At 34.1% G+C, this 25,564-nt stretch carries 38 protein-coding genes; 37 read left to right on the top strand and 1 reads right to left on the bottom strand.

The window, feature by feature from the left end; translation table 11 throughout:
- Positions 1-37 precede the first annotated feature (37 nt).
- Positions 38-1,756 (bottom strand): ShlB/FhaC/HecB family hemolysin secretion/activation protein, encoded by a 1,719-nt coding sequence (locus tag SD960_RS04460; RefSeq protein ID WP_318801148.1) that lies wholly within the window; start codon positions 1,754-1,756, stop codon positions 38-40.
- A gap of 168 nt (positions 1,757-1,924) precedes the next feature.
- Between SD960_RS04460 and rpsL the strand changes: the two genes are divergently transcribed.
- From rpsL to ctlX, 37 genes are all read left to right on the top strand, one after another.
- A complete protein-coding gene (gene rpsL / locus SD960_RS04455; protein ID WP_007136570.1) occupies positions 1,925-2,308 on the top strand; it encodes a 30S ribosomal protein S12 in 384 nt (127 codons plus the stop codon).
- 23 nt (positions 2,309-2,331) lie between these two features.
- Positions 2,332-2,808, top strand: coding sequence for a 30S ribosomal protein S7 (gene rpsG / locus SD960_RS04450; RefSeq protein ID WP_007803600.1), 477 nt, complete (start codon positions 2,332-2,334; stop codon positions 2,806-2,808).
- A gap of 10 nt (positions 2,809-2,818) precedes the next feature.
- Positions 2,819-4,975: an elongation factor G gene (gene fusA, locus SD960_RS04445; protein ID WP_302093559.1), complete on the top strand. Its 2,157-nt coding sequence runs from the start codon at positions 2,819-2,821 to the stop codon at positions 4,973-4,975.
- An 11-nt stretch (positions 4,976-4,986) separates the two neighbouring features.
- Positions 4,987-5,292, top strand: coding sequence for a 30S ribosomal protein S10 (gene rpsJ, locus SD960_RS04440; protein WP_007803605.1), 306 nt, complete (start codon positions 4,987-4,989; stop codon positions 5,290-5,292).
- Between the two features lie 403 nt (positions 5,293-5,695).
- Positions 5,696-6,313: a 50S ribosomal protein L3 gene (gene rplC / locus SD960_RS04435; RefSeq protein WP_007803612.1), complete on the top strand. Its 618-nt coding sequence runs from the start codon at positions 5,696-5,698 to the stop codon at positions 6,311-6,313.
- The gene (gene rplD, locus SD960_RS04430; RefSeq protein ID WP_041516263.1) at positions 6,313-6,942 is read left to right on the top strand and encodes a 50S ribosomal protein L4; all 630 of its coding nucleotides are present in this window, start codon (positions 6,313-6,315) and stop codon (positions 6,940-6,942) included. The genes rplC and rplD overlap by 1 nt, the downstream gene beginning before the upstream one ends.
- A 7-nt stretch (positions 6,943-6,949) precedes the next feature.
- The gene (rplW, locus tag SD960_RS04425) at positions 6,950-7,240 is read left to right on the top strand and encodes a 50S ribosomal protein L23 (RefSeq protein ID WP_007803621.1); all 291 of its coding nucleotides are present in this window, start codon (positions 6,950-6,952) and stop codon (positions 7,238-7,240) included.
- A gap of 9 nt (positions 7,241-7,249) precedes the next feature.
- Positions 7,250-8,074 (top strand): 50S ribosomal protein L2, encoded by an 825-nt coding sequence (gene rplB / locus SD960_RS04420; protein WP_007803623.1) that lies wholly within the window; start codon positions 7,250-7,252, stop codon positions 8,072-8,074.
- A 6-nt stretch (positions 8,075-8,080) separates the two neighbouring features.
- On the top strand, positions 8,081-8,359 hold the full coding sequence (rpsS, locus tag SD960_RS04415) for a 30S ribosomal protein S19 (RefSeq protein ID WP_012022488.1): 279 nt from the start codon (positions 8,081-8,083) through the stop codon (positions 8,357-8,359).
- Positions 8,360-8,365: 6 nt separating this feature from the next.
- Entirely contained in the window at positions 8,366-8,779 is a 414-nt protein-coding gene (gene rplV, locus SD960_RS04410) for a 50S ribosomal protein L22 (protein ID WP_007803631.1), read from the top strand.
- A 5-nt stretch (positions 8,780-8,784) separates the two neighbouring features.
- Entirely contained in the window at positions 8,785-9,546 is a 762-nt protein-coding gene (rpsC, locus tag SD960_RS04405; RefSeq protein WP_007803635.1) for a 30S ribosomal protein S3, read from the top strand.
- Between the two features lie 19 nt (positions 9,547-9,565).
- The gene (gene rplP / locus SD960_RS04400) at positions 9,566-9,991 is read left to right on the top strand and encodes a 50S ribosomal protein L16 (RefSeq protein WP_007803637.1); all 426 of its coding nucleotides are present in this window, start codon (positions 9,566-9,568) and stop codon (positions 9,989-9,991) included.
- A gap of 13 nt (positions 9,992-10,004) precedes the next feature.
- Positions 10,005-10,196, top strand: coding sequence for a 50S ribosomal protein L29 (gene rpmC, locus SD960_RS04395; RefSeq protein WP_007803639.1), 192 nt, complete (start codon positions 10,005-10,007; stop codon positions 10,194-10,196).
- A 17-nt stretch (positions 10,197-10,213) separates the two neighbouring features.
- Positions 10,214-10,474, top strand: a complete 261-nt coding sequence (gene rpsQ / locus SD960_RS04390; protein ID WP_007803646.1) for a 30S ribosomal protein S17 — start codon at positions 10,214-10,216, stop codon at positions 10,472-10,474.
- Positions 10,475-10,476: 2 nt separating this feature from the next.
- Complete coding sequence (gene rplN, locus SD960_RS04385; protein ID WP_007803649.1) at positions 10,477-10,845, top strand: 50S ribosomal protein L14; 369 nt, start codon at positions 10,477-10,479, stop codon at positions 10,843-10,845.
- Between the two features lie 11 nt (positions 10,846-10,856).
- Positions 10,857-11,171 (top strand): 50S ribosomal protein L24, encoded by a 315-nt coding sequence (gene rplX / locus SD960_RS04380; RefSeq protein WP_007803650.1) that lies wholly within the window; start codon positions 10,857-10,859, stop codon positions 11,169-11,171.
- 2 nt (positions 11,172-11,173) lie between these two features.
- Positions 11,174-11,725, top strand: a complete 552-nt coding sequence (gene rplE / locus SD960_RS04375; protein WP_007803652.1) for a 50S ribosomal protein L5 — start codon at positions 11,174-11,176, stop codon at positions 11,723-11,725.
- Between the two features lie 3 nt (positions 11,726-11,728).
- Positions 11,729-11,998: a 30S ribosomal protein S14 gene (gene rpsN, locus SD960_RS04370; RefSeq protein ID WP_007803655.1), complete on the top strand. Its 270-nt coding sequence runs from the start codon at positions 11,729-11,731 to the stop codon at positions 11,996-11,998.
- Between the two features lie 104 nt (positions 11,999-12,102).
- On the top strand, positions 12,103-12,501 hold the full coding sequence (rpsH, locus tag SD960_RS04365) for a 30S ribosomal protein S8 (protein WP_017495014.1): 399 nt from the start codon (positions 12,103-12,105) through the stop codon (positions 12,499-12,501).
- Between the two features lie 18 nt (positions 12,502-12,519).
- A complete protein-coding gene (gene rplF, locus SD960_RS04360; protein ID WP_042565877.1) occupies positions 12,520-13,062 on the top strand; it encodes a 50S ribosomal protein L6 in 543 nt (180 codons plus the stop codon).
- 11 nt (positions 13,063-13,073) lie between these two features.
- A complete protein-coding gene (rplR, locus tag SD960_RS04355) occupies positions 13,074-13,424 on the top strand; it encodes a 50S ribosomal protein L18 (protein ID WP_042565878.1) in 351 nt (116 codons plus the stop codon).
- A 3-nt stretch (positions 13,425-13,427) separates the two neighbouring features.
- Entirely contained in the window at positions 13,428-13,952 is a 525-nt protein-coding gene (rpsE, locus tag SD960_RS04350; RefSeq protein ID WP_085950926.1) for a 30S ribosomal protein S5, read from the top strand.
- Positions 13,953-13,964: 12 nt separating this feature from the next.
- Positions 13,965-14,147, top strand: coding sequence for a 50S ribosomal protein L30 (gene rpmD, locus SD960_RS04345; RefSeq protein ID WP_017495010.1), 183 nt, complete (start codon positions 13,965-13,967; stop codon positions 14,145-14,147).
- An 11-nt stretch (positions 14,148-14,158) separates the two neighbouring features.
- A complete protein-coding gene (gene rplO / locus SD960_RS04340; RefSeq protein ID WP_017495009.1) occupies positions 14,159-14,611 on the top strand; it encodes a 50S ribosomal protein L15 in 453 nt (150 codons plus the stop codon).
- Between the two features lie 13 nt (positions 14,612-14,624).
- Positions 14,625-15,971 carry a preprotein translocase subunit SecY gene (secY, locus tag SD960_RS04335; protein ID WP_042565879.1) on the top strand — a complete coding sequence of 449 codons (1,347 nt, stop codon included), beginning with the start codon at positions 14,625-14,627 and terminating at the stop codon, positions 15,969-15,971.
- A 7-nt stretch (positions 15,972-15,978) separates the two neighbouring features.
- Positions 15,979-16,194, top strand: a complete 216-nt coding sequence (infA, locus tag SD960_RS04330) for a translation initiation factor IF-1 (protein WP_007136545.1) — start codon at positions 15,979-15,981, stop codon at positions 16,192-16,194.
- Positions 16,195-16,206: 12 nt separating this feature from the next.
- A complete protein-coding gene (gene ykgO / locus SD960_RS04325; RefSeq protein WP_072945378.1) occupies positions 16,207-16,323 on the top strand; it encodes a type B 50S ribosomal protein L36 in 117 nt (38 codons plus the stop codon).
- Between the two features lie 2 nt (positions 16,324-16,325).
- Positions 16,326-16,700: a 30S ribosomal protein S13 gene (gene rpsM / locus SD960_RS04320; protein WP_007803675.1), complete on the top strand. Its 375-nt coding sequence runs from the start codon at positions 16,326-16,328 to the stop codon at positions 16,698-16,700.
- Positions 16,701-16,708: 8 nt separating this feature from the next.
- Complete coding sequence (rpsK, locus tag SD960_RS04315; RefSeq protein ID WP_007803677.1) at positions 16,709-17,092, top strand: 30S ribosomal protein S11; 384 nt, start codon at positions 16,709-16,711, stop codon at positions 17,090-17,092.
- 95 nt (positions 17,093-17,187) lie between these two features.
- The gene (rpsD, locus tag SD960_RS04310; protein ID WP_026982953.1) at positions 17,188-17,793 is read left to right on the top strand and encodes a 30S ribosomal protein S4; all 606 of its coding nucleotides are present in this window, start codon (positions 17,188-17,190) and stop codon (positions 17,791-17,793) included.
- A 21-nt stretch (positions 17,794-17,814) separates the two neighbouring features.
- Positions 17,815-18,807 (top strand): DNA-directed RNA polymerase subunit alpha, encoded by a 993-nt coding sequence (locus tag SD960_RS04305; RefSeq protein ID WP_026109818.1) that lies wholly within the window; start codon positions 17,815-17,817, stop codon positions 18,805-18,807.
- Positions 18,808-18,843: 36 nt separating this feature from the next.
- On the top strand, positions 18,844-19,335 hold the full coding sequence (rplQ, locus tag SD960_RS04300) for a 50S ribosomal protein L17 (RefSeq protein ID WP_042565880.1): 492 nt from the start codon (positions 18,844-18,846) through the stop codon (positions 19,333-19,335).
- Positions 19,336-19,583: 248 nt separating this feature from the next.
- Positions 19,584-20,702, top strand: coding sequence for a glutamine-hydrolyzing carbamoyl-phosphate synthase small subunit (gene carA / locus SD960_RS04295; RefSeq protein ID WP_318801120.1), 1,119 nt, complete (start codon positions 19,584-19,586; stop codon positions 20,700-20,702).
- A 103-nt stretch (positions 20,703-20,805) separates the two neighbouring features.
- A complete protein-coding gene (eno, locus tag SD960_RS04290) occupies positions 20,806-22,098 on the top strand; it encodes a phosphopyruvate hydratase (RefSeq protein WP_055093067.1) in 1,293 nt (430 codons plus the stop codon).
- 155 nt (positions 22,099-22,253) lie between these two features.
- Positions 22,254-23,531, top strand: a complete 1,278-nt coding sequence (locus SD960_RS04285; protein WP_318801119.1) for a citrate synthase — start codon at positions 22,254-22,256, stop codon at positions 23,529-23,531.
- A 64-nt stretch (positions 23,532-23,595) separates the two neighbouring features.
- On the top strand, positions 23,596-24,510 hold the full coding sequence (locus SD960_RS04280) for a dimethylarginine dimethylaminohydrolase family protein (protein ID WP_318801118.1): 915 nt from the start codon (positions 23,596-23,598) through the stop codon (positions 24,508-24,510).
- An 85-nt stretch (positions 24,511-24,595) separates the two neighbouring features.
- Positions 24,596-25,531: a citrulline utilization hydrolase CtlX gene (gene ctlX, locus SD960_RS04275; protein ID WP_318801117.1), complete on the top strand. Its 936-nt coding sequence runs from the start codon at positions 24,596-24,598 to the stop codon at positions 25,529-25,531.
- The last annotated feature ends 33 nt before the right edge of the window (positions 25,532-25,564 follow it).

The raw sequence follows: 25,564 nt of genomic DNA, 5'->3' as shown, positions 1-25,564 counted from the left end.
ACTTTCCTAATAAATAAAAATCTTTTTTTGTTAAACATTAAAATTTAACATTATAACATATGTTTATGATAGTGTTATATAATTGTAGTTCACCTGCGTTTTCTGCTCCATTTGTAAGAGTAATTTTTAATAAACCGTTTGCGGTTTGTATGCCGGTTCCAATTCCAATTCCTATTAATTTTTTTATTTTATTTTGATTCGTATTAGTTGTGAGGTCTTGATATAGACCATAATCAATAATAGAATTAACATATAGACTTTTCGAGGGAATATATCTGTATTCTGTAAGAATTAAAGCGCTGAAATTTGCCTGAAGACTATTTTCCAAAAAACCCCGAATTGAATTCATTCCGCCAAAACGAAATAACTCGTTTGAAATGTAATTTTTACTGTTAAGATAAAAATTTTGTGAATTTATGTTAATGAAATTCTTTTCGTTTAGCTCAAAATTGTATGATAAGTTTATGTTTGTGTAAAATTGTTTGCTTGATTCGGCGGTTTCAGGATTGTTGTTTGTATTTCTTTTTCCATATCCAAAAATGAGATTTAAAGTCGCTTTTTTTGGAAATAAATTATTAATTATGTCGGTTTTTTTATAATCGAAAGAAGTAGTGATATATGAATTTTTATAATCGCTAATTGTTGCATTATTTATATTCTGAATATCGCTTGATTCTGTTGATTGATAACCAATGTATATTCTGGAATTGTAATTTACAAAGTATCCTAAATCAATAGCTGTTTTTGTATTTTGAAAAGTACTGTCTTGCTTGAAGATGTTTAATTGAGCTTTGATTCCAAGTGAAGAGTTAAAGATGTATGGAATTTCTAATTTAGTATTGAATGTTTTTTGTTGGTTCCCGTCGCTTTTCCAATACAATGAAAACTCTTCTCCTGAGTGGAGTATGTTTTGTAAAGTAATATCGACATAGCCATTTAGATTTAACTTTTTGTCTTCATCATTCGAAAAGCCAATATAGCCATCAAATGTGTTTGCTTTTCTTTTTTGAATATAGGCGTAGATTTTGGTTGAATCCTTAGTGAATAGAATTTCAGGGTACTTTGTCTGAGTTATAAATTCAAAATTATTTATTTCGTTATAAAGTTCTTTTACGGTTTCCTGATTGAAAGTTCTATTGAGGTATTTTTTATTAAGTTGTTTTAGATGACCTTTTGGAAAAATATCCTTTCCTGTGTTATTTGTATAATTTAGAATAATGGAATTTAGGTCGCGTTTTTTTTCGGATTTAAAATTTAAGTCAGCATAAATTATTAAATTCTTTCTTCGAATATTTTTAAGATTAATTTTTGTTAGGGCATAACCGGCTTTTTCTGCATCATTTATTTTTTGGTTGAGATAGTTTTCTACTTCTTCGTAAGGAAGAATTATGGTATCATTTCCCGATTTTTGAAGATTAGAAAATTGATTATTTATACCTATATATATATGTATCTTTTTTATTCTGTTATTTAGTTCAATAATTGAGGTGTAAGAGCTGTCGCTTATGTTTTTGGTTTCTAGTATTTTATTGTCAAGAAAGCCTTTTTTTGCGAGCTTTTCTGAGGTGTTTTTTATCTCGTACAATAGAGATTTTAAATTAGGATGTTTTGGAGAGTAATTTAATGAATCTATAATTTTATTTTCAATTGCATTTGTGCCGGTTATTTTTAAATTAAAATTCTGTGCATAACCTGAGATGCTTATAAGGTAAAAGATAAATATTTGGAATAACTGTTTCAAGGGCAATTGTTTCATTTATTAAAAGTATTGCAAATATCTATTATTTGTTTGTAAAAGTTTAAGCTTAAATAATGTTATTGAAAATTAATGAATTAACGTTTGTATAGTGAAAAATATTTTATACATTTGCAACCCCGTAAAAAGCGGGAATTTAATATACATAATAAATTTTTAGTATTAATTATGCCAACAATTCAACAATTAGTAAGAACAGGAAGAACTCAGATAACTAAGAAGAGTAAATCGGTTGCTTTAGATTCTTGTCCTCAAAGAAGAGGGGTTTGTACGCGTGTTTACACTACTACACCAAAAAAACCAAACTCTGCAATGCGTAAAGTTGCGCGTGTACGTTTGACAAATGGTAATGAAGTGAATGCTTACATCCCTGGAGAAGGACACAATTTACAAGAGCACTCGATAGTATTAGTTAGAGGCGGAAGGGTAAAAGATTTACCAGGTGTTAGATATCATATCGTTCGTGGAGCGCTTGACACGTCAGGAGTTGCAGGAAGAACGCAAAGAAGATCTAAGTACGGTGCTAAACGCCCAAAAGAAGCAAAAAAGTAATTTAAAACTTTTAAGAAAAAGACATGAGAAAAAGAGCGGCAAAGAAAAGACCACTTTTACCAGATCCGAGGTTTAACGACCAATTGGTAACGCGTTTTGTGAACAACTTAATGTGGGACGGTAAGAAATCTACAGCTTTCAAAGTATTTTATGATGCAATTGATATCATCGAATCTAAAAAGCAAGATTCAGAAAAATCTTCATTAGAAATTTGGAAAGATGCTTTAACAAACGTTATGCCTCACGTAGAAGTACGTAGTCGTAGAGTAGGTGGAGCTACATTTCAAATTCCAATGCAAATTAGACCAGACAGAAAAATTTCTATGGCAATGAAGTGGTTGATACTTTATTCTAGAAGAAGAAATGAAAAATCTATGGCACAACGTTTAGCATCAGAATGTTTAGCTGCTGCTAAAGAAGAAGGTGCTGCGGTTAAGAAAAGAATGGATACTCACAAGATGGCAGAAGCTAATAAAGCTTTCTCTCACTTTAGATTTTAATTCGTAAGAAATGGCTAGAGATTTAAAATATACAAGAAATATCGGAATCGCGGCTCATATTGATGCTGGTAAAACAACAACAACTGAGCGTATCCTTTTTTATACTGGAAAGTCACATAAAATTGGTGAAGTACACGATGGTGCTGCAACAATGGACTGGATGGCACAAGAGCAAGAAAGAGGTATTACAATTACTTCTGCTGCGACAACTTGTGAGTGGAATTTCCCAACTGAGCAAGGTAAACTTTTGCCAAACTCATTGCCTTATCACTTTAATATTATTGATACTCCTGGACACGTTGACTTTACTGTAGAGGTAAATCGTTCTTTACGTGTACTTGATGGATTGGTTTTCTTGTTTAGTGCTGTTGATGGTGTTGAGCCACAATCAGAAACTAACTGGAGACTTGCAGATCAATATAGAGTTCCACGTATGGGATTCGTGAATAAAATGGACCGTCAAGGATCTAACTTTTTGGCAGTTTGTCAACAGGTTCGTGATATGTTAAAATCAAATGCTGTTGCGATCACTTTACCAATTGGTGAAGAAAATGATTTCAAAGGTGTTGTGGATTTAGTAAAAAACCAAGCTATCATCTGGCACGATGCAACTCAAGGGGCAACTTTTGATATTGTTGAAATTCCTGCTGATATGGTTGCTGAAGTTAAAGAATACAGAGATATCCTTATTGAAGCAGTTGCTGACTATGATGAAAACTTGCTTGATAAGTATATGGAGAATCCAGATTCTATCACAGAAGAAGAAATCAACAACGCTCTTAGAGCTGCAACTATGGACATGGCTATCATTCCTATGATTGCTGGTTCTTCTTTTAAAAACAAAGGGGTTCAGTTCATGTTGGATGCAGTATGTAAGTACTTGCCTTCTCCAATGGATAAAGAAGGTATTGAAGGTATTCACCCTGATGATGCTGAATTGTTAGAAGAAGATCAAACTAAAATCTTGCGTAAGCCAGATGTAAAAGAGCCGTTTGCTGCCTTGGCATTTAAAATTGCTACTGACCCATTCGTAGGTCGTTTAGCTTTCTTCCGTGCTTACTCTGGTCGTTTAGATGCTGGTTCTTATGTTTTGAACACACGTTCAGGAAATAAAGAAAGAATTTCTCGTATTTACCAAATGCACGCTAACAAACAGAATCCAATCGAATATATTGAGGCTGGAGATATTGGAGCTGCTGTTGGATTTAAAGATATTAAAACTGGAGATACATTGTGTGATGAAAAACACCCAATCATTCTTGAGTCAATGAAATTCCCTGCACCGGTAATTGGTATTGCAATTGAACCTAAAACTAAAGCTGACGTTGATAAAATGGGTATGGCTTTGGCTAAATTGGCTGAAGAAGATCCAACATTTACTGTTAGAACAGATGAGGCTTCAGGACAGACTATTATCTCTGGTATGGGTGAGCTTCACTTGGATATCCTGGTAGATCGTATGAAGCGTGAATTTAAAGTTGAAGTAAACCAAGGTGAGCCTCAAGTTGAATATAAAGAAGCGTTTACAAGAACTGCTACGCACAGAGAAACTTATAAGAAACAATCAGGGGGTCGTGGTAAATTCGGTGATATCGTATTTACACTTGAACCAGCTGATGAAGTTGATGGTAAAGTTCCTGTTGGATTACAGTTTATTAATGCAGTGAAAGGTGGTAACGTTCCTAAAGAATATATCCCTTCTGTAGAAAAAGGTTTCCGTGAAGCTATGAAAACTGGTCCATTGGCAGGTTATCAAGTAGATAGTTTAAAAGTAACTTTGACGGATGGATCTTTCCACCCTGTCGATTCTGATGCACTTTCTTTTGAGTTAGCTGCTAGAATGGGTTATAGAGAAGTAGCTAAAGCTGCAGGTGCGATTATTTTGGAGCCAATCATGAAAATGGAGGTTATTACTCCTGAAGAAAACATGGGAGATATCGTAGGTGATATCAACCGTCGTAGAGGTCAGGTTAATGACATGGGTGACAGAAACGGTGCTAAAACTATTAAAGCTGATGTGCCTTTATCAGAGATGTTTGGATATGTAACAACATTAAGAACATTATCTTCTGGTAGAGCAACTTCAACAATGGAGTTTTCTCACTATGCAGAAACACCTTCTAATATTTCGGAAGCTGTAATTAAAAAAGCAAAAGGTAACGCTTAATTCTTAAGAAAATGAGTCAAAAAATCAGAATAAAACTAAAATCTTACGATCACATGTTGGTGGATAAATCTGCTGAAAAGATCGTAAAAACAGTAAAAACTACTGGAGCAGTTGTAACAGGTCCAATTCCGTTGCCAACTCACAAAAAACTTTTCACTGTGTTACGTTCTCCGCACGTTAACAAAAAAGCGAGAGAGCAATTTGAAGTAATGTCATACAAGAGATTGATTGATATTTATTCATCTTCATCTAAAACTATTGATGCATTAATGAAACTTGAATTGCCAAGTGGAGTTGAAGTAGAGATAAAAGTATAATTTTTTTATTATATTTTACATTATAAAAAGCGAGACAGAAATGTCTCGCTTTTTTTGTGGAAAAAAGTTTTCAAGGGTAATTTTTTAAGATATTTATTTTACTGAATTATTTCTGTTTTTGTTGAAAGGTCTTGAATTTAGGCTGTTACCGATGTTTTTTCCTTGGCTGATTAAGTAATTGTTAAGTTAAATATTGTTGTGGGTTAAAAAGATAGAATTTGTTTTTTTAATGAAATAAAATATAGGCAACAGTGAGATTGATGCTTTGATTTTGATTATGAGCTATTTAATTTTTATAACCGTTTGGTATATTCAATTTTAATGTATACTTTTGCACTCCCTGTTTGGAAATTTCTGTTATTTTCAAATTGAAGGGAATTTTAGTAATTAATAATTAATATTTATGTCTGGGTTAATTGGTAAAAAAATCGGCATGACTAGTATTTTCGACGAAAACGGGAAAAACATTCCTTGTACAGTAATCGAGGCTGGGCCGTGTGTTGTTACCCAAGTCAGAACCAAAGGTGTTGACGGGTACGAAGCGTTGCAACTTGGTTTCGATGACAAAAACGAGAAACATTCCACTAAAGCGGCTTTAGGGCACTTTAAAAAAGCTGGAACTGTTGCTAAGAAAAAAGTCGTTGAATTTCAAGATTTTGCAACTGAACAAAAATTAGGAGATCTTATTGATGTTTCTATTTTTGCTGAAGGAGAATTTGTGGATGTACAAGGTGTGTCTAAAGGTAAAGGTTTTCAAGGGGTTGTTAAACGTCACGGATTTGGTGGTGTTGGACAGGCAACTCACGGTCAACACAACCGTTTAAGAGCGCCAGGTTCTGTGGGAGCTTCTTCTTATCCATCTAGAGTATTCAAAGGAATGCGTATGGCTGGAAGAATGGGAGGAGACAATGTAAAAGTTCAAAACCTTAGAGTTTTAAAAGTAGTTGCTGAAAAGAACCTGCTTGTTATTAAAGGATGCGTTCCTGGACATAAAAACTCTTATGTAATCATTCAGAAGTAATGGAAGTAAAAGTATTAGATTTCAACGGAAAAGATACTGGAAGAAAAGTTCAACTTTCTGATTCAGTATTCGCAATTGAACCAAACAATCACGCTGTATACCTTGATGTTAAGCAATATCTTGCTAATCAAAGACAAGGAACTCACAAAGCTAAAGAAAGAGCTGAAGTGACAGGAAGTACGCGTAAGATTAAAAAGCAAAAAGGAACTGGTACAGCTCGTGCGGGAAGTATCAAAAATCCATTGTTTAAAGGTGGTGGAACAATTTTCGGACCAAGACCAAGAAGTTATTCATTTAAATTGAATAAAAGCTTGAAAAGATTGGCAAGAAAATCAGCTTTCTCAATCAAAGCAAAAGAGTCAAATATTATCGTTCTTGAGGACTTTAATTTTGAAACTCCAAACACTAAAAATTTCATTAACGTTTTGAAAGCTTTAGGGTTAGATAACAAAAAATCTCTATTTGTGTTGGGAGAGTCAAATAAAAATGTATATTTGTCGTCACGCAATTTAAAGGCTTCTAATGTCGTAACTAGCTCGGAATTAAGCACTTACGCTATTTTAAACACTAATAATTTAGTGCTTTTAGAAGGTTCTTTGGAGTTAATCGAAGAAAATTTAAGTAAATAATAGGAATATGAGCATCATAATTAGACCTATAGTAACGGAAAAAGTAACCAAAGAAAGTGAAGTTTTAAACCGCTTCGGATTCGTTGTTGACAAAAAAGCAAACAAAGTTCAAATTAAGAAAGCTATTGAAGCTGCTTATGGAGTAACTATCGTTTCAGTTAACACGATGAACGTAAGACCGGATAGAACTACAAAATACACTAAAAGTGGTTTAATCAGTGGAAAGACAAATGCAATTAAAAAAGCGATTGTTCAAGTACAAGAAGGAGAAACAATTGATTTTTACAACAATATCTAAGATAGAAAAATGTCAGTAAGAAAATTAAAACCTATTACCCCAGGTCAGCGATTTAGAGTTGTGAATGGTTATGACGCCATTACAACTGATAAGCCGGAACGCTCTTTGATAGCGCCGATAAAAAACTCTGGAGGTAGAAATAGTCAAGGAAAGATGACCATGCGTTATACGGGTGGTGGTCACAAGCAGAGATATCGTATTATTGATTTCAAAAGAACTAAAGACGGAATTCCGGCTACAGTTAAATCAATCGAATATGATCCAAATCGTACTGCATTTATCGCTTTATTAGCTTACGCTGATGGAGAGAAAACATACGTTATTGCTCAAAACGGATTGAAAGTTGGTCAGAAATTAGTTTCTGGTCCAGAATCTCAACCTGAAATTGGTAATACATTGCCTTTAAGCAGAATTCCTTTAGGAACTGTTATCTCTTGTATTGAGTTACGTCCAGGTCAAGGTGCGGTAATCGCTCGTTCAGCTGGTACATTTGCTCAGTTAATGGCAAGAGATGGGAAATATGCTACAATTAAAATGCCATCTGGTGAAACAAGATTAATCTTGCTAACTTGTTCGGCTACAATTGGAGCTGTTTCTAATTCAGACCACCAATTAGTTGTATCTGGTAAAGCAGGTAGAACAAGATGGTTAGGAAGAAGACCTAGAACAAGACCTGTTGCAATGAACCCTGTTGATCACCCAATGGGTGGTGGAGAAGGACGTTCTTCTGGTGGACATCCACGTTCAAGAAATGGAATACCAGCAAAAGGTTATAGAACTCGTTCTAAGAAAAACCCGAGTAACAAGTATATCGTAGAACGTAGAAAGAAATAATAAGATATGGCACGTTCATTAAAAAAAGGACCTTTCGTTCATTATAAGTTAGACAAGAAAGTTCAGGAAAACGTAGAAAGTGGTAAAAATAGTGTAGTAAAGACTTGGTCTAGAGCTTCTATGATTACTCCAGATTTCGTTGGACAAACTATCGCAGTTCATAACGGTCGTCAATTTGTACCAGTTTACGTAACAGAAAACATGGTAGGTCACAAATTAGGAGAATTTTCACCAACTAGATCTTTTAGGGGTCATGCTGGAGCAAAAAATAAAGGTAAAAAATAAGAAGCAATGGGAGTTCGTAAAAGAGAAACAGCAGATGCGAGAAAAGAGGCTAATAAGTCTATTGCTTTCGCAAAATTGAATAACTGCCCTACTTCACCTAGAAAAATGCGCTTAGTAGCGGACTTGGTAAGAGGTCAGAAGGTAGAAAGAGCACTTAACATCTTAAGATTCAGTTCTAAAGAAGCTTCAAGAAAATTAGAGAAACTATTATTATCTGCAATCAACAACTGGGAGCAAAAAAATAGTGAAGGTAATTTAGAAGAAGCTGGATTATTTGTTAAAGAGATCAGAGTAGATGGTGGAATGATGTTAAAAAGACTTCGTCCAGCTCCACAGGGTCGTGCACACAGAATAAGAAAACGTTCTAACCACGTTACAATCGTGCTTGGAGCTATCAATAACACACAAAGCAATTCTTAAGCAGCATGGGACAAAAGACAAATCCAATTGGAAATAGACTTGGTATCATCAGAGGGTGGGACTCAAACTGGTATGGTGGAAATGATTACGGTGATAAACTTGCCGAAGATCACAAAATCAGAAAGTATATCCACGCTCGTTTATCAAAAGCTAGTGTATCAAAAGTAATCATCGAGAGAACTTTGAAACTTGTAACCGTTACTATCACTACTGCAAGACCAGGTATCATTATCGGAAAAGGCGGACAAGAGGTAGACAAGTTAAAAGAAGAGCTTAAGAAAGTTACTGACAAAGAGGTTCAAATCAACATCTTTGAAATCAAAAGACCTGAATTAGATGCTTATCTTGTGGCGACAAGCATCGCTCGTCAAATCGAAAGCCGTATTTCTTACAGACGTGCAATCAAAATGGCTATTGCTGCTTCTATGCGTATGAACGCTGAAGGTATCAAAGTTTTGATTTCTGGTCGTTTGAATGGAGCTGAGATGGCACGTTCAGAAGGTTTCAAAGAAGGTAGAATTCCTCTATCAACTTTCAGAGCTGATATTGATTATGCTTTGGCTGAAGCTCATACTACTTACGGTAGAATGGGTATCAAAGTATGGATCATGAAAGGTGAAGTTTATGGAAAGAGAGATCTTTCTCCACTTGCAGGAATGGATAAAAAACAATCTGGAACTGGTGGTGGTAAAGGTGGTGATTCTCCAAGAGGAGACAGAAAACCCTTTAATAAAGGTGGAAAACCAGACGCTCGTAAAAGAAAGTAAATTTTTAAACTAAAGAAAAATGTTACAGCCTAAAAGAACAAAATACCGTAAGGTACAGAAAGGTAAAATGAAAGGTAACTCTCAAAGAGGGCATGAACTTTCTAATGGAATGTTTGGTATTAAATCTGTACATGAAGATGGAATGTTCTTAACGTCTCGTCAAATCGAAGCTGCGCGTATTGCTGCAACTCGTTTCATGAAGAGAGAAGGACAATTATGGATCAAAATATTTCCAGACAAACCAATTACTAAGAAACCTCTTGAGGTACGTATGGGTAAAGGTAAAGGTGCCGTTGAATATTGGGCTGCCGTTGTTAAACCCGGAAGAATTATGTTTGAAGTTGGAGGAGTTCCTTTATCAGTTGCAAAAGAGGCTTTACGTCTTGCAGCTCAAAAGCTTCCAGTAAAAACTAAGTTCGTCGTTGCTAGAGATTTCGAAGCATAATTAAATTTATATTATGAAACAATCAGAAATAAAAGATCTTTCTGCAGCGGAGTTGCAAGAAAAACTTAGTCAAACTAAGAAAATATATGCTGACCTAAAAATGGCTCACGCTATTTCTCCAATTGAGAACCCACTTCAAATCAGAAGTGTAAGAAGAACAGTTGCAAGATTGGCTACAGAGTTAACTAAAAGAGAGTTACAATAATTGTATTCTGCTGAAAGATGGAAGAAAAAAGAAATTTAAGAAAAGAAAGAATAGGTGTTGTTACTTCAAATAAAATGGATAAATCTATTGTTATTGCCGAAGTAAGAAAAGTAAAACACCCATTATACGGTAAGTTCGTGTTGAAAACTAAGAAATATGTTGCACACGACGAAACAAACGACTGTAACATTGGAGATACTGTAAGAATTAGCGAAACGCGTCCTTTAAGTAAAACAAAATGTTGGAGATTAGTTGAAATCTTAGAAAGAGCTAAATAATTATGGTACAACAGGAATCAAGACTAAAAGTAGCAGATAACACGGGAGCAAAAGAAGTTTTAACTATCCGTGTTTTAGGAGGTACCAAAAGAAGGTATGCCTCTGTTGGTGACAAGATTGTAGTATCTATTAAAGATGCAACTCCTAACGGTAACGTTAAAAAAGGAGCTGTTTCAACTGCAGTTGTAGTACGTACTAAAAAAGAAGTGAGAAGAGCTGATGGTTCTTATATCCGTTTCGATGATAATGCATGTGTTCTTTTGAATGCTGCAGGGGAAATGAGAGGAACTCGTGTTTTTGGTCCGGTAGCAAGAGAACTTCGTGAAAAACAATTCATGAAAATTGTATCATTAGCACCAGAAGTGCTTTAATTCGTTTTAAGATGATAAAGCTAAAAATAAAATCAGGAGATATCGTAAGAGTTATTGCTGGAGACCATAAAGGTGCTGAAGGTAAAGTTTTACGTGTTTACCGTGAGAAAAATAAAGCGATAGTTGAAGGTGTAAACATGGTTTCGAAACATACAAAACCAAGTGCTAAAAACCCTCAAGGTGGTATCGTTAAGAAAGAAGCTTCTATACAAATATCTAACATTTCACTAATTGATCCTAAAACTAAGGAAACAACTAGAGTTGGTATTAGAGTAGAAGGAGATAAGAAAGTAAGATTTTCAAAAAAATCTAATCAAGTACTATAGTAATGGCATATACACCTAGACTAAAAGAAGAATATAAGAGTAGAGTAATCTCTGCTCTTAAAGAGGAATTCGGATATACAAACGTGATGCAAGTTCCAAAACTTGAAAAAATCGTTTTGAGCCGTGGAGTTGGTGCAGCTGTATCTGATAAAAAACTTATTGACTATGCGGTTGATGAGTTAACAAAGATCACTGGACAAAAAGCAGTATCTACAATTTCAAAGAAAGACGTTGCGTCTTTTAAATTGAGAAAAGGGATGCCTATTGGAGCAAAAGTTACTTTACGTGGTGAAAGAATGTATGAGTTTTTAGATAGACTTGTTACTTCTGCTTTACCACGCGTTAGAGATTTTAGTGGTATTAAAGCTACTGGTTTCGACGGAAGAGGTAACTACAATCTTGGAGTTTTAGAGCAAATCATTTTCCCAGAAATTGATATTGACAAAGTAAATAAAATTTCAGGAATGGATATTACATTTGTTACTACTGCAAAAACAGACAAGGAAGCAAAGTCATTATTGGCTGAATTAGGATTACCTTTTAAAAAGAATTAAGACATGGCTAAAGAATCAATGAAAGCCCGCGAGGTTAAGAGAGAAAAAACGGTAGCAAAGTATGCTGAGAAAAGAAAAGCTTTGAAAGAAGCTGGAGATTTTGAAGGTTTACAAAAATTACCTAAAAATGCTTCACCAGTTCGTTTGCACAATCGTTGTAAATTAACAGGTAGACCAAGAGGGTATATACGTCAATTCGGTATTTCACGTGTAACTTTCCGTGAAATGGCTAACAATGGGTTAATTCCTGGTGTTAAAAAGGCATCTTGGTAATCTCGTAAAAAGTTATTACTTTTGCAAACCAAAAAATAATTTTAATTGATTAAAGGTTCGGGAGATGGGTATCTCCCGAAAACCATAATCGCAATCAAATACATATGTATACAGATCCTATTGCAGATTATTTGACTAGAGTTCGTAACGCTGTGGCTGCAAACCACAAAGTTGTTGAAATTCCAGCGTCTAATCTAAAAAAAGAAATAACTAAGATCTTATTTGATCAAGGTTATATCTTGAGTTACAAATTTGAGGATAACTCTGTTCAGGGTTCAATCAAAATAGCTTTGAAGTATGATAAAGATACTAAAGAGCCTGTAATTAAAGATATCCAAAGAATTAGTAAACCTGGTTTACGTAAATACGCAGGTGCTGCCAAATTACCAAGAATCCTTAACGGATTAGGAATTGCAATTGTTTCAACTTCAAAAGGTCTTATGACTGGAAAGCAAGCTAAACAATTAAATGTAGGTGGTGAAGTAATTTGTTACGTATACTAATTTTAAAGACTAAATAAGATGTCAAGAATAGGTAAAAGCCCAATTGTAATCGCTGCTGGAGTAACTGTAGAAGTTAAAGACGGTATCGTTACGGTAAAAGGAAAAAAAGGTCAACTAACTCAGGAGTTTTCGGACATTACTGTAAAAGTTGAAGGCGATCAGGTTCTATTAGAAAGATCGTCTGATCATAAAGACCAAAGAGCAAAACACGGATTATACAGATCATTAATCAATAACATGATAATTGGTGTATCTGAAGGTTTTACAAAAGAACTTGAATTAGTTGGAGTTGGATATAGAGCTTCAAACCAAGGTCAAAAGTTAGATTTAGCTCTTGGATATTCTCACAATATTGTTTTGGAAATTGCTCCGGAAGTTGCATTAGAAACAATATCTGAAAAAGGTAAAAACCCTATCGTAAAATTAACATCATTTGACAAACAACTTTTAGGTCAGGTTGCTGCGAAAATCAGAGGTTTCCGTAAGCCTGAGCCATACAAAGGAAAAGGTGTTAAATTTGTGGGTGAAGTATTAAGAAGAAAAGCAGGTAAATCAGCTTAAAAAATAAGATTATGTCATTAACAAAATCTGATAGAAGACAGAGAATTAGATTCAGAATTAGAAAATCGATTAGTGGTACTGCTACTAACCCAAGACTATCTGTATTTAGAAGTAACAAAGAAATTTACGCTCAACTTATTGATGACGTAAATGGAGTTACTTTATTAGCTGCATCTTCAAGAGAAAAAGAAATAGGAAAAGGTACTAACGTTGAAATCGCTGCTGCTGTTGGAAAATTAGTTGCAGAGAAAGCGTTAAAAGCTGGGATTGATACAATCACTTTTGATAGAGGTGGTTATTTATATCACGGTCGTATTAAATCATTAGCAGAAGGCGCAAGAGCGGCTGGACTTAAATTCTAATATATTATGTCTAAATACAAAAATGTAGAATTGGTAAAACCAAGTGGTCTTGAACTTAAAGATCGTCTGGTAAGTGTTAATCGTGTTACTAAAGTTACAAAGGGTGGTAGAGCTTTTGGTTTTTCTGCTATTGTAGTTGTAGGTGATGAAAACGGAGTAGTTGGTCATGGATTAGGAAAATCTAAAGACGTTTCTGAAGCAATTGCGAAAGCAGTAGAAGATGCTAAGAAAAATTTAGTAAAAATTCCTTTGAACGGACAATCTGTTCCTCACGAACAAAAAGGTAAATTTGGTGGTGCACGTGTATTCTTAATTCCTGCTTCTCATGGTACAGGAGTTATTGCTGGTGGAGCTGTTCGTTCAGTTCTTGAATCAGTAGGTATTCACGATGTATTATCTAAATCTCAAGGATCATCAAATCCTCATAACGTAGTGAAAGCAACTTTTGATGCTTTATTACAAATGAGAAGCGCTCACACTGTTGCAAAACAAAGAGGTGTTTCTTTAGAAAAAGTTTTTAAAGGTTAATTCAAGGAAATTATGGCTAAATTATTAGTAAAACAAGTAAGAAGCAAAATCAACTGTCCTCTTTCTCAAAAGAGAGGTTTGGAAGCTTTGGGTCTACGTAAAATGGGACAAGTTGTAGAGCATGATTCAAACCCTGCTATCCTTGGGATGATAAACAAAGTTAAACACTTAGTTTCTGTCGAAGAAGCTAAATAACAAATACTGTTATGAATTTAAGTAACTTACAACCAGCTGAAGGGTCAACACACAATCAAAATAAAAGATTAGGTAGAGGAGAAGGTTCTGGAAAAGGTGGTACTTCTGCAAGAGGTCACAAAGGAGCAAAATCTCGTTCTGGTTATTCTAAAAAGATTGGTTTTGAGGGAGGGCAAATGCCACTTCAAAGACGTGTGCCTAAGTTTGGTTTCACAAACATCAATCGTAAAGAATACGAAGGTGTTAATTTAGATACGCTTCAATTATTAGTAGACAATGGTGTGATTACTGATTCTGTTTCAATGACAGATTTCGTAGCAAATCGTCTTGCTACCAAAAATGAAATCGTTAAGATTTTAGGTAGAGGAGAATTGAAAGCAAAATTAAAAGTAACTGCCCACAAATTTACTGCTACTGCTAAAGCTGCTATTGAAGCTGCTGGAGGAGAAGCTGTAACTATATAACTTATCTATTAAGATGAAGAAATTTATTGAATCAATAAGTAATGTTTGGAAAATCGAAGAACTGAAAAACAGAATCCTAATTACATTAGGATTGCTTTTAGTATATCGTTTTGGTGCACACGTTACGCTTCCTGGAATTGACGCAACTCAATTAACAGGTTTAGCGGGACAAACTAAAAATGGTTTAGGATCTATCCTAGATATGTTTACAGGAGGTGCTTTCTCTAAAGCTTCAGTTTTTGCTTTAGGTATTATGCCTTATATTTCTGCATCTATTGTTGTTCAGTTGATGGGAATTGCGATTCCTTATTTGCAAAAACTTCAAAACGATGGAGAGAGTGGTAGAAAAAAGATTAATCAAATCACTCGTTGGTTGACTATAGCTATTACACTGGTTCAAGGTCCAACTTATATCTATAATTTGTACAGAACATTGCCTGGTAGTGCATTTTTACTAGGCTTTAATTCACCTGAATTTTTGTTCTCGTCTGTTATCATCTTAGTCACAGGTACAATTTTCGCTATGTGGCTTGGTGAGAAAATTACAGATAAAGGTATTGGAAATGGAATTTCATTATTGATTATGGTTGGTATTTTAGCTCGCTTACCGCAAGCTTTCATACAAGAATTTACAACCAGAGTTACCAATAACAATGGAGGTCCAATGTTGTTAGTTATTGAAATTATTGTGTGGTTATTAGTAATTATTGCTTGTGTATTGCTTACAATGGCAGTACGTAGAATTCCGGTTCAGTATGCTCGTCGTACAACAACTGGGGATTATGAGCAAGATTTAGCAGGTGGTAATAGACAATGGATTCCTCTTAAGCTTAATGCTTCGGGAGTTATGCCAATCATTTTTGCTCAGGCAATTATGTTTATACCTGCGGCTGTAGCCGGATTGTCTAAATCAGACACATCACAATCTATTGTTGGAGCATTTAGTAATATCTTTGGATTTTGGTATAATTTTGTTTTTGCAACTTTAATTATTGTATTTACATTTTTCTATACTGCGATCACGGTTCCTACTAACAAAATGGCCGATGATTTAAAAAGAAGCGGTGGTTTTATTCCTGGCGTTCGTCCTGGAGCTGAAACCTCAGACTTCCTTGATAAAGTGATGTCTTTAATAACTTTCCCAGGATCTTTATTCCTTGCTTTGATTGCTGTGTTCCCAGCCATTGTTGTAAGTATTATGGATGTACAACAATCTTGGGCAATGTTTTTTGGAGGTACCTCATTAATAATTATGGTTGGAGTTGCAATAGATACTATTCAACAAATCAATTCATACTTGTTAAACAAACATTATGATGGTTTAATGAAGACTGGTAAAAATAGAAAAGCGGTAGCTTAATATATTTATGGCAAAACAATCAGCAATAGAACAAGACGGATCAATCATTGAAGCATTATCAAATGCGATGTTCCGTGTAGAGTTAGAAAATGGACATATCGTAATTGCTCATATTTCTGGTAAAATGCGTATGCATTACATCAAGTTATTACCTGGTGATAAAGTGAAACTAGAAATGAGTCCTTATGATTTGTCAAAAGCAAGAATTACTTATCGATATTAAAGGATATTCACTATGAAAGTTAGAGCATCAGTAAAAAAGAGAAGTCCCGAGTGCATCATTGTGCGTAGAAAAGGGAGATTGTACGTAATAAACAAAAAGAATCCTAGATTTAAACAAAGACAAGGATAATTATGGCAAGAATAGCAGGGGTAGATATCCCAAAAAATAAAAGAGGTGTTATAGCACTTACCTATATCTTTGGATTAGGAAGAAGTAGAGCTATTGAGATTTTAGAGAAAGCTCAAGTTAGCCAAGATAAAAAAGTTCAAGATTGGAATGATGATGAGATCGGAGCGATTCGTGATGCTGTTTCATTTTACAAAATTGAAGGAGAATTACGTTCTGAAGTTTCTTTGAACATCAAACGTTTAATGGATATTGGTTGTTACAGAGGTATCCGTCATAGATCTGGTCTTCCGTTAAGAGGGCAAAGAACTAAAAACAACTCTAGAACAAGAAAAGGTAAAAGAAAAACTGTTGCTAACAAGAAAAAAGCAACTAAATAATAAGTAATATGGCTAAAGCAACTGCAAAAAAACGTAAAGTTATCGTTGAATCAACGGGTGAAGCTCATATTTCTGCCACTTTCAACAACATTATCATTTCTTTGACAAATAAGAAAGGTGAAGTTATTTCTTGGTCTTCAGCTGGTAAGATGGGTTTCAGAGGTTCTAAAAAGAACACTCCGTACGCAGCTCAAATGGCAGCAGAAGATTGTAGTAAAGTAGCTCTTGAGGCAGGACTTAAAAAAGTAAAAGTTTATGTAAAAGGACCAGGAAACGGACGTGAGTCTGCTATTCGTTCTATTCATAACGGTGGAATTGAAGTTACAGAGATTATCGATGTTACTCCAATGCCTCACAACGGATGTCGTCCTCCAAAAAGACGTAGAGTTTAATTTTATTTATTCATAGTATAAACAAGGTAGAATATAGATTATCGAAGGATTTGACCTGAATTCATAATCTCTACCTTAAATTTAATTTTTTAGAAATGGCAAGATATACTGGTCCAAAAACTAGAATTGCTCGTAAATTTGGCGAAGCAATCTTCGGAGATGATAAATCTTTCGAAAAAAGAAATTACCCACCTGGACAACACGGGATGGCTAAAAAAAGAGGTAAAAAATCTGAGTACGCTGTTCAGTTAATGGAAAAGCAAAAAGCTAAATATTCTTATGGAATTTTAGAAAAACAATTCAGAAACTTATTTAAAAAAGCATCAGCAACTAAAGGTGTTACTGGTGAAGTTCTTTTACAATTATGTGAGGCAAGATTAGATAACGTTGTTTTTAGAATGGGTATTGCTCCTTCTAGAAGAGGTGCTAGACAATTAGTTTCTCACAGACACGTTACTGTAAATGGTGAGGTTGTAAATATCGCTTCTTATCACCTTAAACCAGGTGATAAAGTAGCAGTTCGTGAAAAATCTAAGTCTTTAGAAGCTATCGAACGTTCTTTATCAAATTCAAGTCATGTTTATGAATGGATTACTTGGAACAATGATCTTAAAGAAGGAACTTTCGTTTCTGTACCTGCAAGACTTCAAATCCCAGAAAACATTAAAGAACAATTAATCGTAGAGTTGTACAACAAATAATAATTGACTTAGTCGAAATTTATGGCAATATTTAATTTTCAAAAGCCCGATAAAGTTATCATGATCGATTCAACCGATTTTGAAGGTAAATTCGAATTTAGACCTTTAGAACCTGGTTATGGATTGACAGTTGGTAATGCACTTAGAAGAGTTTTGCTTTCAGCATTAGAAGGTTATGCAATTACATCTGTTCGTATCGAAGGTGTAGATCATGAGTTTTCTACTATTTCAGGTGTTGTTGAAGATGTTACCGAAATTATCCTTAATCTAAAACAAGTACGTTTCAAACGTCAAATTGAAGATATCGATAATGAAGCAGTTACAATTTCTGTTTCTGGTAAAGATCAATTGACAGCAGGTGATTTTCAAAAATTTATCTCAGGTTTTCAAGTTTTGAATCCAGACCTTGTTATCTGTAATTTAGATTCTAAAATCAAATTGAACTTCGACTTAACAATCGAAAAAGGTAGAGGATATGTTCCTGCTGAGGAGAACAAAAAACAGAACGCTGCAATTGGAACCATTTTTACAGATTCTATTTTTACTCCGGTAAAAAATGTAAAATATGCAATTGAAAACTTCCGTGTAGAACAAAAAACAGATTATGAAAAATTAGTTTTTGAAATTAAAACTGATGGATCTATTAATCCAAAAGATGCTCTTACTGAAGCTGCTAAAGTTTTAATTCACCACTTCATGTTATTTTCTGACGAAAGAATTACACTCGAGGCTGACGAAATTGCACAAACAGAATCGTATGATGAAGAGTCATTGCATATGAGACAATTGCTTAAAACTAAGCTTGTTGATATGGATTTATCTGTGAGAGCATTAAATTGCTTGAAAGCGGCTGAAGTTGATACACTTGGTGATTTAGTATCGTTCAATAAAAATGACCTGATGAAATTCCGTAATTTTGGTAAAAAATCTTTAACTGAACTTGATGAACTTGTTGCAGTTAAAAATTTAACTTTCGGAATGGATTTAGCTAAATACAAACTAGATAAAGAATAATTCAATCCGCCACGGCGGATTAAATTTAAAATAGCAATGAGACACGGAAAAAAATTCAATCACTTAAGCAGACAGACTGGACATAGAAAAGCTATGTTGGCTAATATGGCTTGTTCTCTTATTGAGCACAAACGTATTAACACTACTGTTGCTAAGGCTAAAGCGCTTAAACAATTCGTTGAGCCTTTAATCACAAAATCAAAAGAAGATACGACTCACAACCGTCGTATTGTTTTTGCTTACTTACGTAGTAAATATGCTGTAACTGACTTGTTCAGAGACGTAGCTGCTAAAGTTGGTGACCGTCCAGGTGGATACACTCGTATCATTAAAGTTGGAAATCGTTTGGGAGATAATGCTGATATGGCAATGATCGAACTTGTAGATTTCAATGAACTTTACAATGGTGGTAAAAAAGAAGTTAAAAAAGCTAAAAGCCGTCGTGGTGGTAAAGCAAAAAAAGCTGAAGAAACTACTTCTGAAGCTCCTGCTGCTGAATCAGAATCGACTACTGAAGCTTCTGAATAATTATGAAAGTAATGATTCTATAGAAATCAAGGATAAGCTAATTTTTAGTTTATCCTTTTTTTTTGATTTTTTTTAAAATAAGAAATTTAACTAATTTCAATTTGAAGGTTTTATTTTTATGAATGAATTTTTTAAAAAATCTTGGAGACACTCTTTTAAAGAAGTAAATTTGCAAAACTTATAATTACAAATGAAATGAGTCTGGCAAGTTTCATGTACAATTAAAAAAAAACAACACAAATTAAAGAATGAAATACACGACACGACAAAGCGCCATTTTATTACTAAGCGACGGAACTATTTTTCACGGAAAATCTATCGGAATAAGCGGTAAAACTTTTGGCGAAGTTTGTTTTAATACGGGAATGACAGGATATCAGGAGATTTTTACTGATCCTTCTTATTTTGGTCAGATATTGGTGGCTACAAACGCTCACATTGGAAACTATGGTGTTAATGATCAGGAAATAGAATCTGATAGCGTTAAGATTGCTGGTTTGGTTTGTAAAAACTTTAGCTTTAATTATTCAAGAGAGGATGCATCTGGAAGTTTGGAAGATTATTTTACTAAACAAAACCTAATTTGTATTTCTGATGTTGATACGAGAGCTCTTGTAAGTTATATTCGTGATAATGGTGCAATGAATGCCGTTATTTGTACAGATGGAACTTCGGTAGAAGAATTGAAAAAAGAATTGGCAAATGTGCCAAATATGGAAGGTTTAGAGTTGGCATCAAAAGTTTCAACTACTGAACCTTATTTTTTTGGAGATGAAAATGCTACTTATAAAATTTCAGCTTTAGACCTTGGAATCAAAAAGAATATCTTAAGAAACCTTGCGAAAAGAGATTGTTATATTAAAGTGTTCCCCTATGATTCAACTTATAAGGATTTAACTGAATTTAATCCTGATGGTTATTTCTTGTCAAATGGACCTGGAGATCCAGATCCATTATTTGGCGCCATACAAGTTGCAAAAGAAATTATAGCGGATGATAAACCTTTGTTTGGAATTTGCTTAGGTCACCAGATTATAGCTTTGGCAAATGGTGTTAAGACCTATAAGATGTTTGGTGGGCACCGTGGAATTAATCATCCGGTAAAAAATATTATTACAGGCAAAGGAGAGATAACTTCTCAGAATCATGGTTTCGCTGTAAAAAGAGAAGCTTTAGATGGTCATCCGGAGTTAGAAATTACACATGTACATTTAAATGATGATACAGTTGCAGGGATGAGAATGAAAAATAAAAATTGTTTTTCAGTACAATATCATCCTGAAGCAAGTCCGGGGCCACACGATTCATCTTATTTATTTGATCAGTTCGTTGAGAATATAAAAGTGGCTACCGCTAAAACGATGTAGTTAATAAATAAAGGTCTTTAATAGTAAGAATACGTTTTTACTATTAAATAATTTTATAATTTCGAAAAAAAAAATATAATTTATTAATAAAAAAACAGAAATAATGAGTATTATAATTAAAGTTCACGCAAGACAAATTTTTGATTCCAGAGGTAATCCTACTATCGAGGTTGATGTAGTAACTGAGAATGGAGTTTTAGGAAGAGCAGCAGTTCCATCTGGAGCTTCAACTGGAGAACACGAAGCTGTTGAATTACGTGACGGAGGAAAAGCGTTCTTAGGAAAAGGAGTTTTAAATGCAGTGAATAATGTTAATACTGTTATTGCTGAGGAATTAGTTGGAACTTCTGTTTTTGAACAAAACACAATTGATCAATTAATGATTGATTTAGACGGAACTCCAAATAAATCTAAATTAGGAGCCAATGCTATTTTAGGAGTTTCTTTGGCTGCTGCAAAAGCTGCTGCAAATGAATTAGGTTTGCCATTGTACAGATATGTTGGTGGTGTTTCTGCTAATACATTACCTGTACCAATGATGAATATCATCAATGGAGGTTCTCACTCTGATGCTCCAATTGCTTTTCAGGAGTTTATGATTTTCCCTGTAAAGGCGACTTCATTTACACATGCAATGCAAATGGGAACTGAAATCTTCCATAGCTTGAAAAAAGTATTACACGATAGAGGATTAAGTACTGCAGTTGGTGACGAAGGTGGTTTTGCACCAAACTTAGCTGGTGGTACTGAAGATGCTTTGGATACAATCAAATTAGCAGTTGAAAAAGCAGGATATACTTTTGGAGACGAAATCATGATTGCTCTTGACTGTGCTGCTTCTGAGTTTTATGTAAACGGTAAATACGATTATACTAAATTTGAAGGTGAAACTGGAAAAATCAGAACTTCTGAAGAGCAGGCTGATTATTTAGCTGAACTTGCTGCTAAATATCCAATTATTTCTATCGAAGATGGTATGTATGAAGATGACTGGAATGGATGGAAATATTTAACTGAAAAAATTGGACATAAAGTTCAATTGGTTGGTGACGATTTATTTGTTACTAATGTTGAACGTTTGTCAACTGGTATTGAAAAAGGTATTGCAAACTCAATTTTAGTAAAAGTAAATCAAATTGGAACTTTAACTGAAACTATTGCTGCAGTAAATATGGCTAAAAATGCGGGTTATACTTCTGTAATGTCTCACCGTTCTGGAGAAACTGAAGATAATACAATCGCTGATTTAGCTGTAGCTTTAAACTGTGGTCAAATTAAAACAGGTTCTGCTTCTCGTTCTGATCGTATGGCAAAATACAATCAATTATTAAGAATTGAAGAAGAGTTAGGAAGCACTGCTTATTTCCCTGGATTAAATGCTTTCAAGATCAAGTAATTGTAAGATTATATAAAGATTTAAACCATCCGTTTTTTAATGGATGGTTTTTTTTTGGACTTTTAACAAATTCATAGCAGTATTCTTTTTTTAATTAGTCTTAAATTCCTTAGATTTGATAAATTATTATTTTAAAGATTTATTTCCGATATATTATGTCAAAAATAGCTACATTAGAAGTAGATGGTCAAAAAATTGAACTTCCGGTAATCACAGGAAGCGAAAATGAATCAGCTATCGATATTAACAAATTACGTGATTTAACTGGTATTATTACAATCGATCCTGGATATAAAAATTCTGGTTCTTGTAAAAGTGAAATCACTTTCTTAGACGGAGAATTAGGAATTTTGCGTTACAGAGGATATTCAATTGAAGATTTAGCTGAGAAAGCTAGCTTTTTGGAAGTATCATATCTTTTAATTTTTGGTGAATTGCCAACAGCTCAGGAATTAGAGCAGTTTGAAAATGGTATTAAAAAACATACTTTGGTAAACGAAGAGATGAAAAATATCATTGATGGTTTTCCAAAAACAGCACATCCAATGGGTGTACTATCTGCTTTGACAAGTGCTTTAACAGCATTTAATCCAAAAGCTGTAAATGTTGACAATGAAAAAGAAATGTACGAAGCCATTTGTAAAACAATGGGTAAATTTCTAGTAATTGCTACATGGACATATAGAAAATCTATGGGTTATCCTTTAAATTATTATGATAACACAACAGGTTATGTAGATAATTTTATGCAGTTAATGTTTAAATTGCCTACAGGGCCTTACTCTGCAAATCCAGTTATTGTTGATGCATTAGATAAATTATTTATTCTTCATGCAGACCACGAACAAAACTGTTCTACTTCTACAGTAAGAATGGTTGGTTCATCTCACGCAGGTTTATTTGCTTCAATTTCTGCTGGAGTTTCTGCCCTTTGGGGTCCGCTTCACGGTGGCGCAAATCAGGCAGTACTTGAAATGCTGGAAGAAATCAATAAAGATGGTGGAGATACAGATAAGTTTTTAGCGAAAGCAAAAGACAAAAATGACCCATTCCGTTTAATGGGATTTGGGCATAGAGTTTACAAAAACTTTGATCCGAGAGCAAAAATTATTAAAAAAGCGGCTAAAGAAGTATTAGAAACTTTAGGAGTTGATGATCCTATTTTAGAAATTGCTAAAAAATTAGAATCAGCAGCTCTTGAAGATGATTACTTCAAGTCAAGAAATTTATATCCTAATGTTGACTTCTACTCTGGAATTATTTACAGAGCACTAGGAATTCCAACAGATATGTTTACAGTAATGTTTGCTATTGGTAGATTACCGGGCTGGATCGCACAATGGAAAGAAATGCGTGAAAACAAAGAGCCAATTGGAAGACCAAGACAAATTTATACTGGACATCCTTTGAGAGACTTTAAGTCTAACAAATAAAAAACTTTAAAGCTTCACTTAACTGTGAAGCTTTTTTTATATTTGCTCAAAATATAATACTATTATGTTGCAATTAAATGTAAAGAACGAAACGTCAAGATTGCGTGCTGTAGTTTTGGGTTCAGCCGTTCATAATGGGCCAACTCCATCTTTGGAAGAAGCCTACGATCCTAAATCATTGGAACATATTAAAGCAGGAACATATCCAATTGAAAAAGATATGGTTGCTGAAATGGATGCTTTTAATGCTGTTTTTCAAAAATATGATGTAAAAGTTTATCGTCCGGAAATGATTGAGAATTATAATCAAATTTTTGCCAGAGATATAGGTTTTGTTATTGACGACACTTTTGTGAAATCGAATATTTTGCCAGATCGAGAACGTGAATTAGATGCAATTCAATTTGTAATTGATCAAATGGATGCAACTAAAGTGGTTCGCCCGCCGGAGGAAGTTCATATTGAAGGCGGAGATGTTATGCTTTGGAATAATCATATTTTTATTGGAACATATAAAGGCAGCGATTATAAAGATTATATCACGGCAAGAACAAATATGCATGGTGTTAATTTTATCAAGGAATTATTCCCGAATAAAATTGTCAAAGAATTTGATTTGGTTAAATCTAAGTTAGAAGCTCGAGATAATGCTTTGCATCTTGATTGCTGTTTTCAGCCTGTTGGAAAAAATAAAGGAATTATTTATAAAAGAGGTTTTCGTGAGGAAGCTGATTATTTGTATTTGGTCAATCTTTTTGGAAAGGATAATTTATTTCACATTGAGAGAAACGAAATGTACAATATGTTTTCAAACGTATTTTCAATTGATGAGAATGTCGTGGTTTCAGAGAAGAATTTTACTCGCTTAAATAATTGGCTTCGTGCAAATGGTTTTATTGTTGAAGAAATTCCTTATGCAGAAATTGCAAAACAAGAAGGCTTGCTAAGATGTTCTACTTTACCATTAATTAGAGACTAAAAAATAAAGTTTCAAGTTTCAGGTTTCAAGTTTCGTGTTGTTTACAAACTTGAAACCTGAAATTTGAAACAAAAAAACAAAGAAAATGAAACAAACTACAAATGCAATCGTAATGATTCGGCCAGTTGCTTTTAGAATGAATGAGCAAACGGCTGTAAATAATTATTACCAAAAAGTATTAGACGGACTTTTACCAAGTACTGTAAATGCAAAAGCGCAACAGGAATTTGATACTTTCGTTGAGAAGTTAAGAGCAGTTGGAGTTGATGTGACAGTAATCGAAGACACATTAGATACAGATACTCCGGATAGTATTTTCCCAAACAATTGGGTTTCATTTCATGAAAATGGAGATGTAGCTTTATATCCAATGTTTGCCGAAAATCGTCGCCATGAACGTCGTGAAGATATTTTAGATACTCTTGAAGAAAAAGGTTTTGAGATTTCTAATATAATGGATTATACATCTGCAGAAGAAGATGGTTTTTTTCTGGAAGGAACAGGAAGTTTACTTTTAGACAGAGCTAATGCAAAAGCATATTGTGCTTTATCTCCTCGTGCTGATGAAGAATTGTTTATCGAATTTTGTGAAGATTTTGATTATGCTCCTGTTATTTTTGAAGCATTTCAAACGGTTGATGGGGAGCGAAAACTGATTTATCACACCAATGTAATGATGTGTTTGGGTGAAACTTTTGCTGTTATTTGTGCGGATTGTATAGATGATAAAAAAGAACGCAAAATGGTGTTGGATAATTTAAAAGCTGATAAAAAAGAAATTATTTTAATTACGGAAGCTCAGGTAAATAATTTTGCCGGAAATATGCTGGAAGTTCGAGGAGCAAATGACAAAAAATATATTGTTATGAGCGCATCGGCACATCAAAGTTTAACTCCAAAACAAATTGCACAATTAGAAAATCATGCAGAAATTTTAAGTTCAAGTTTAGATACAATTGAAGCTTGTGGTGGAGGAAGTGCAAGATGCATGATGGCTGAAGTATTTTTGCCAAGAAATTAAAAAGTAATTTCAGAATATAAAAAAGGGATAGAA

This window comes from Flavobacterium sp. MMLR14_040 (assembly GCF_033657265.1).
Lineage (GTDB): Bacteria > Bacteroidota > Bacteroidia > Flavobacteriales > Flavobacteriaceae > Flavobacterium.
The sequence above is the reverse complement of the archived record's forward strand: the minus strand, read 5'-3'. Positions and strand labels throughout refer to the sequence as shown.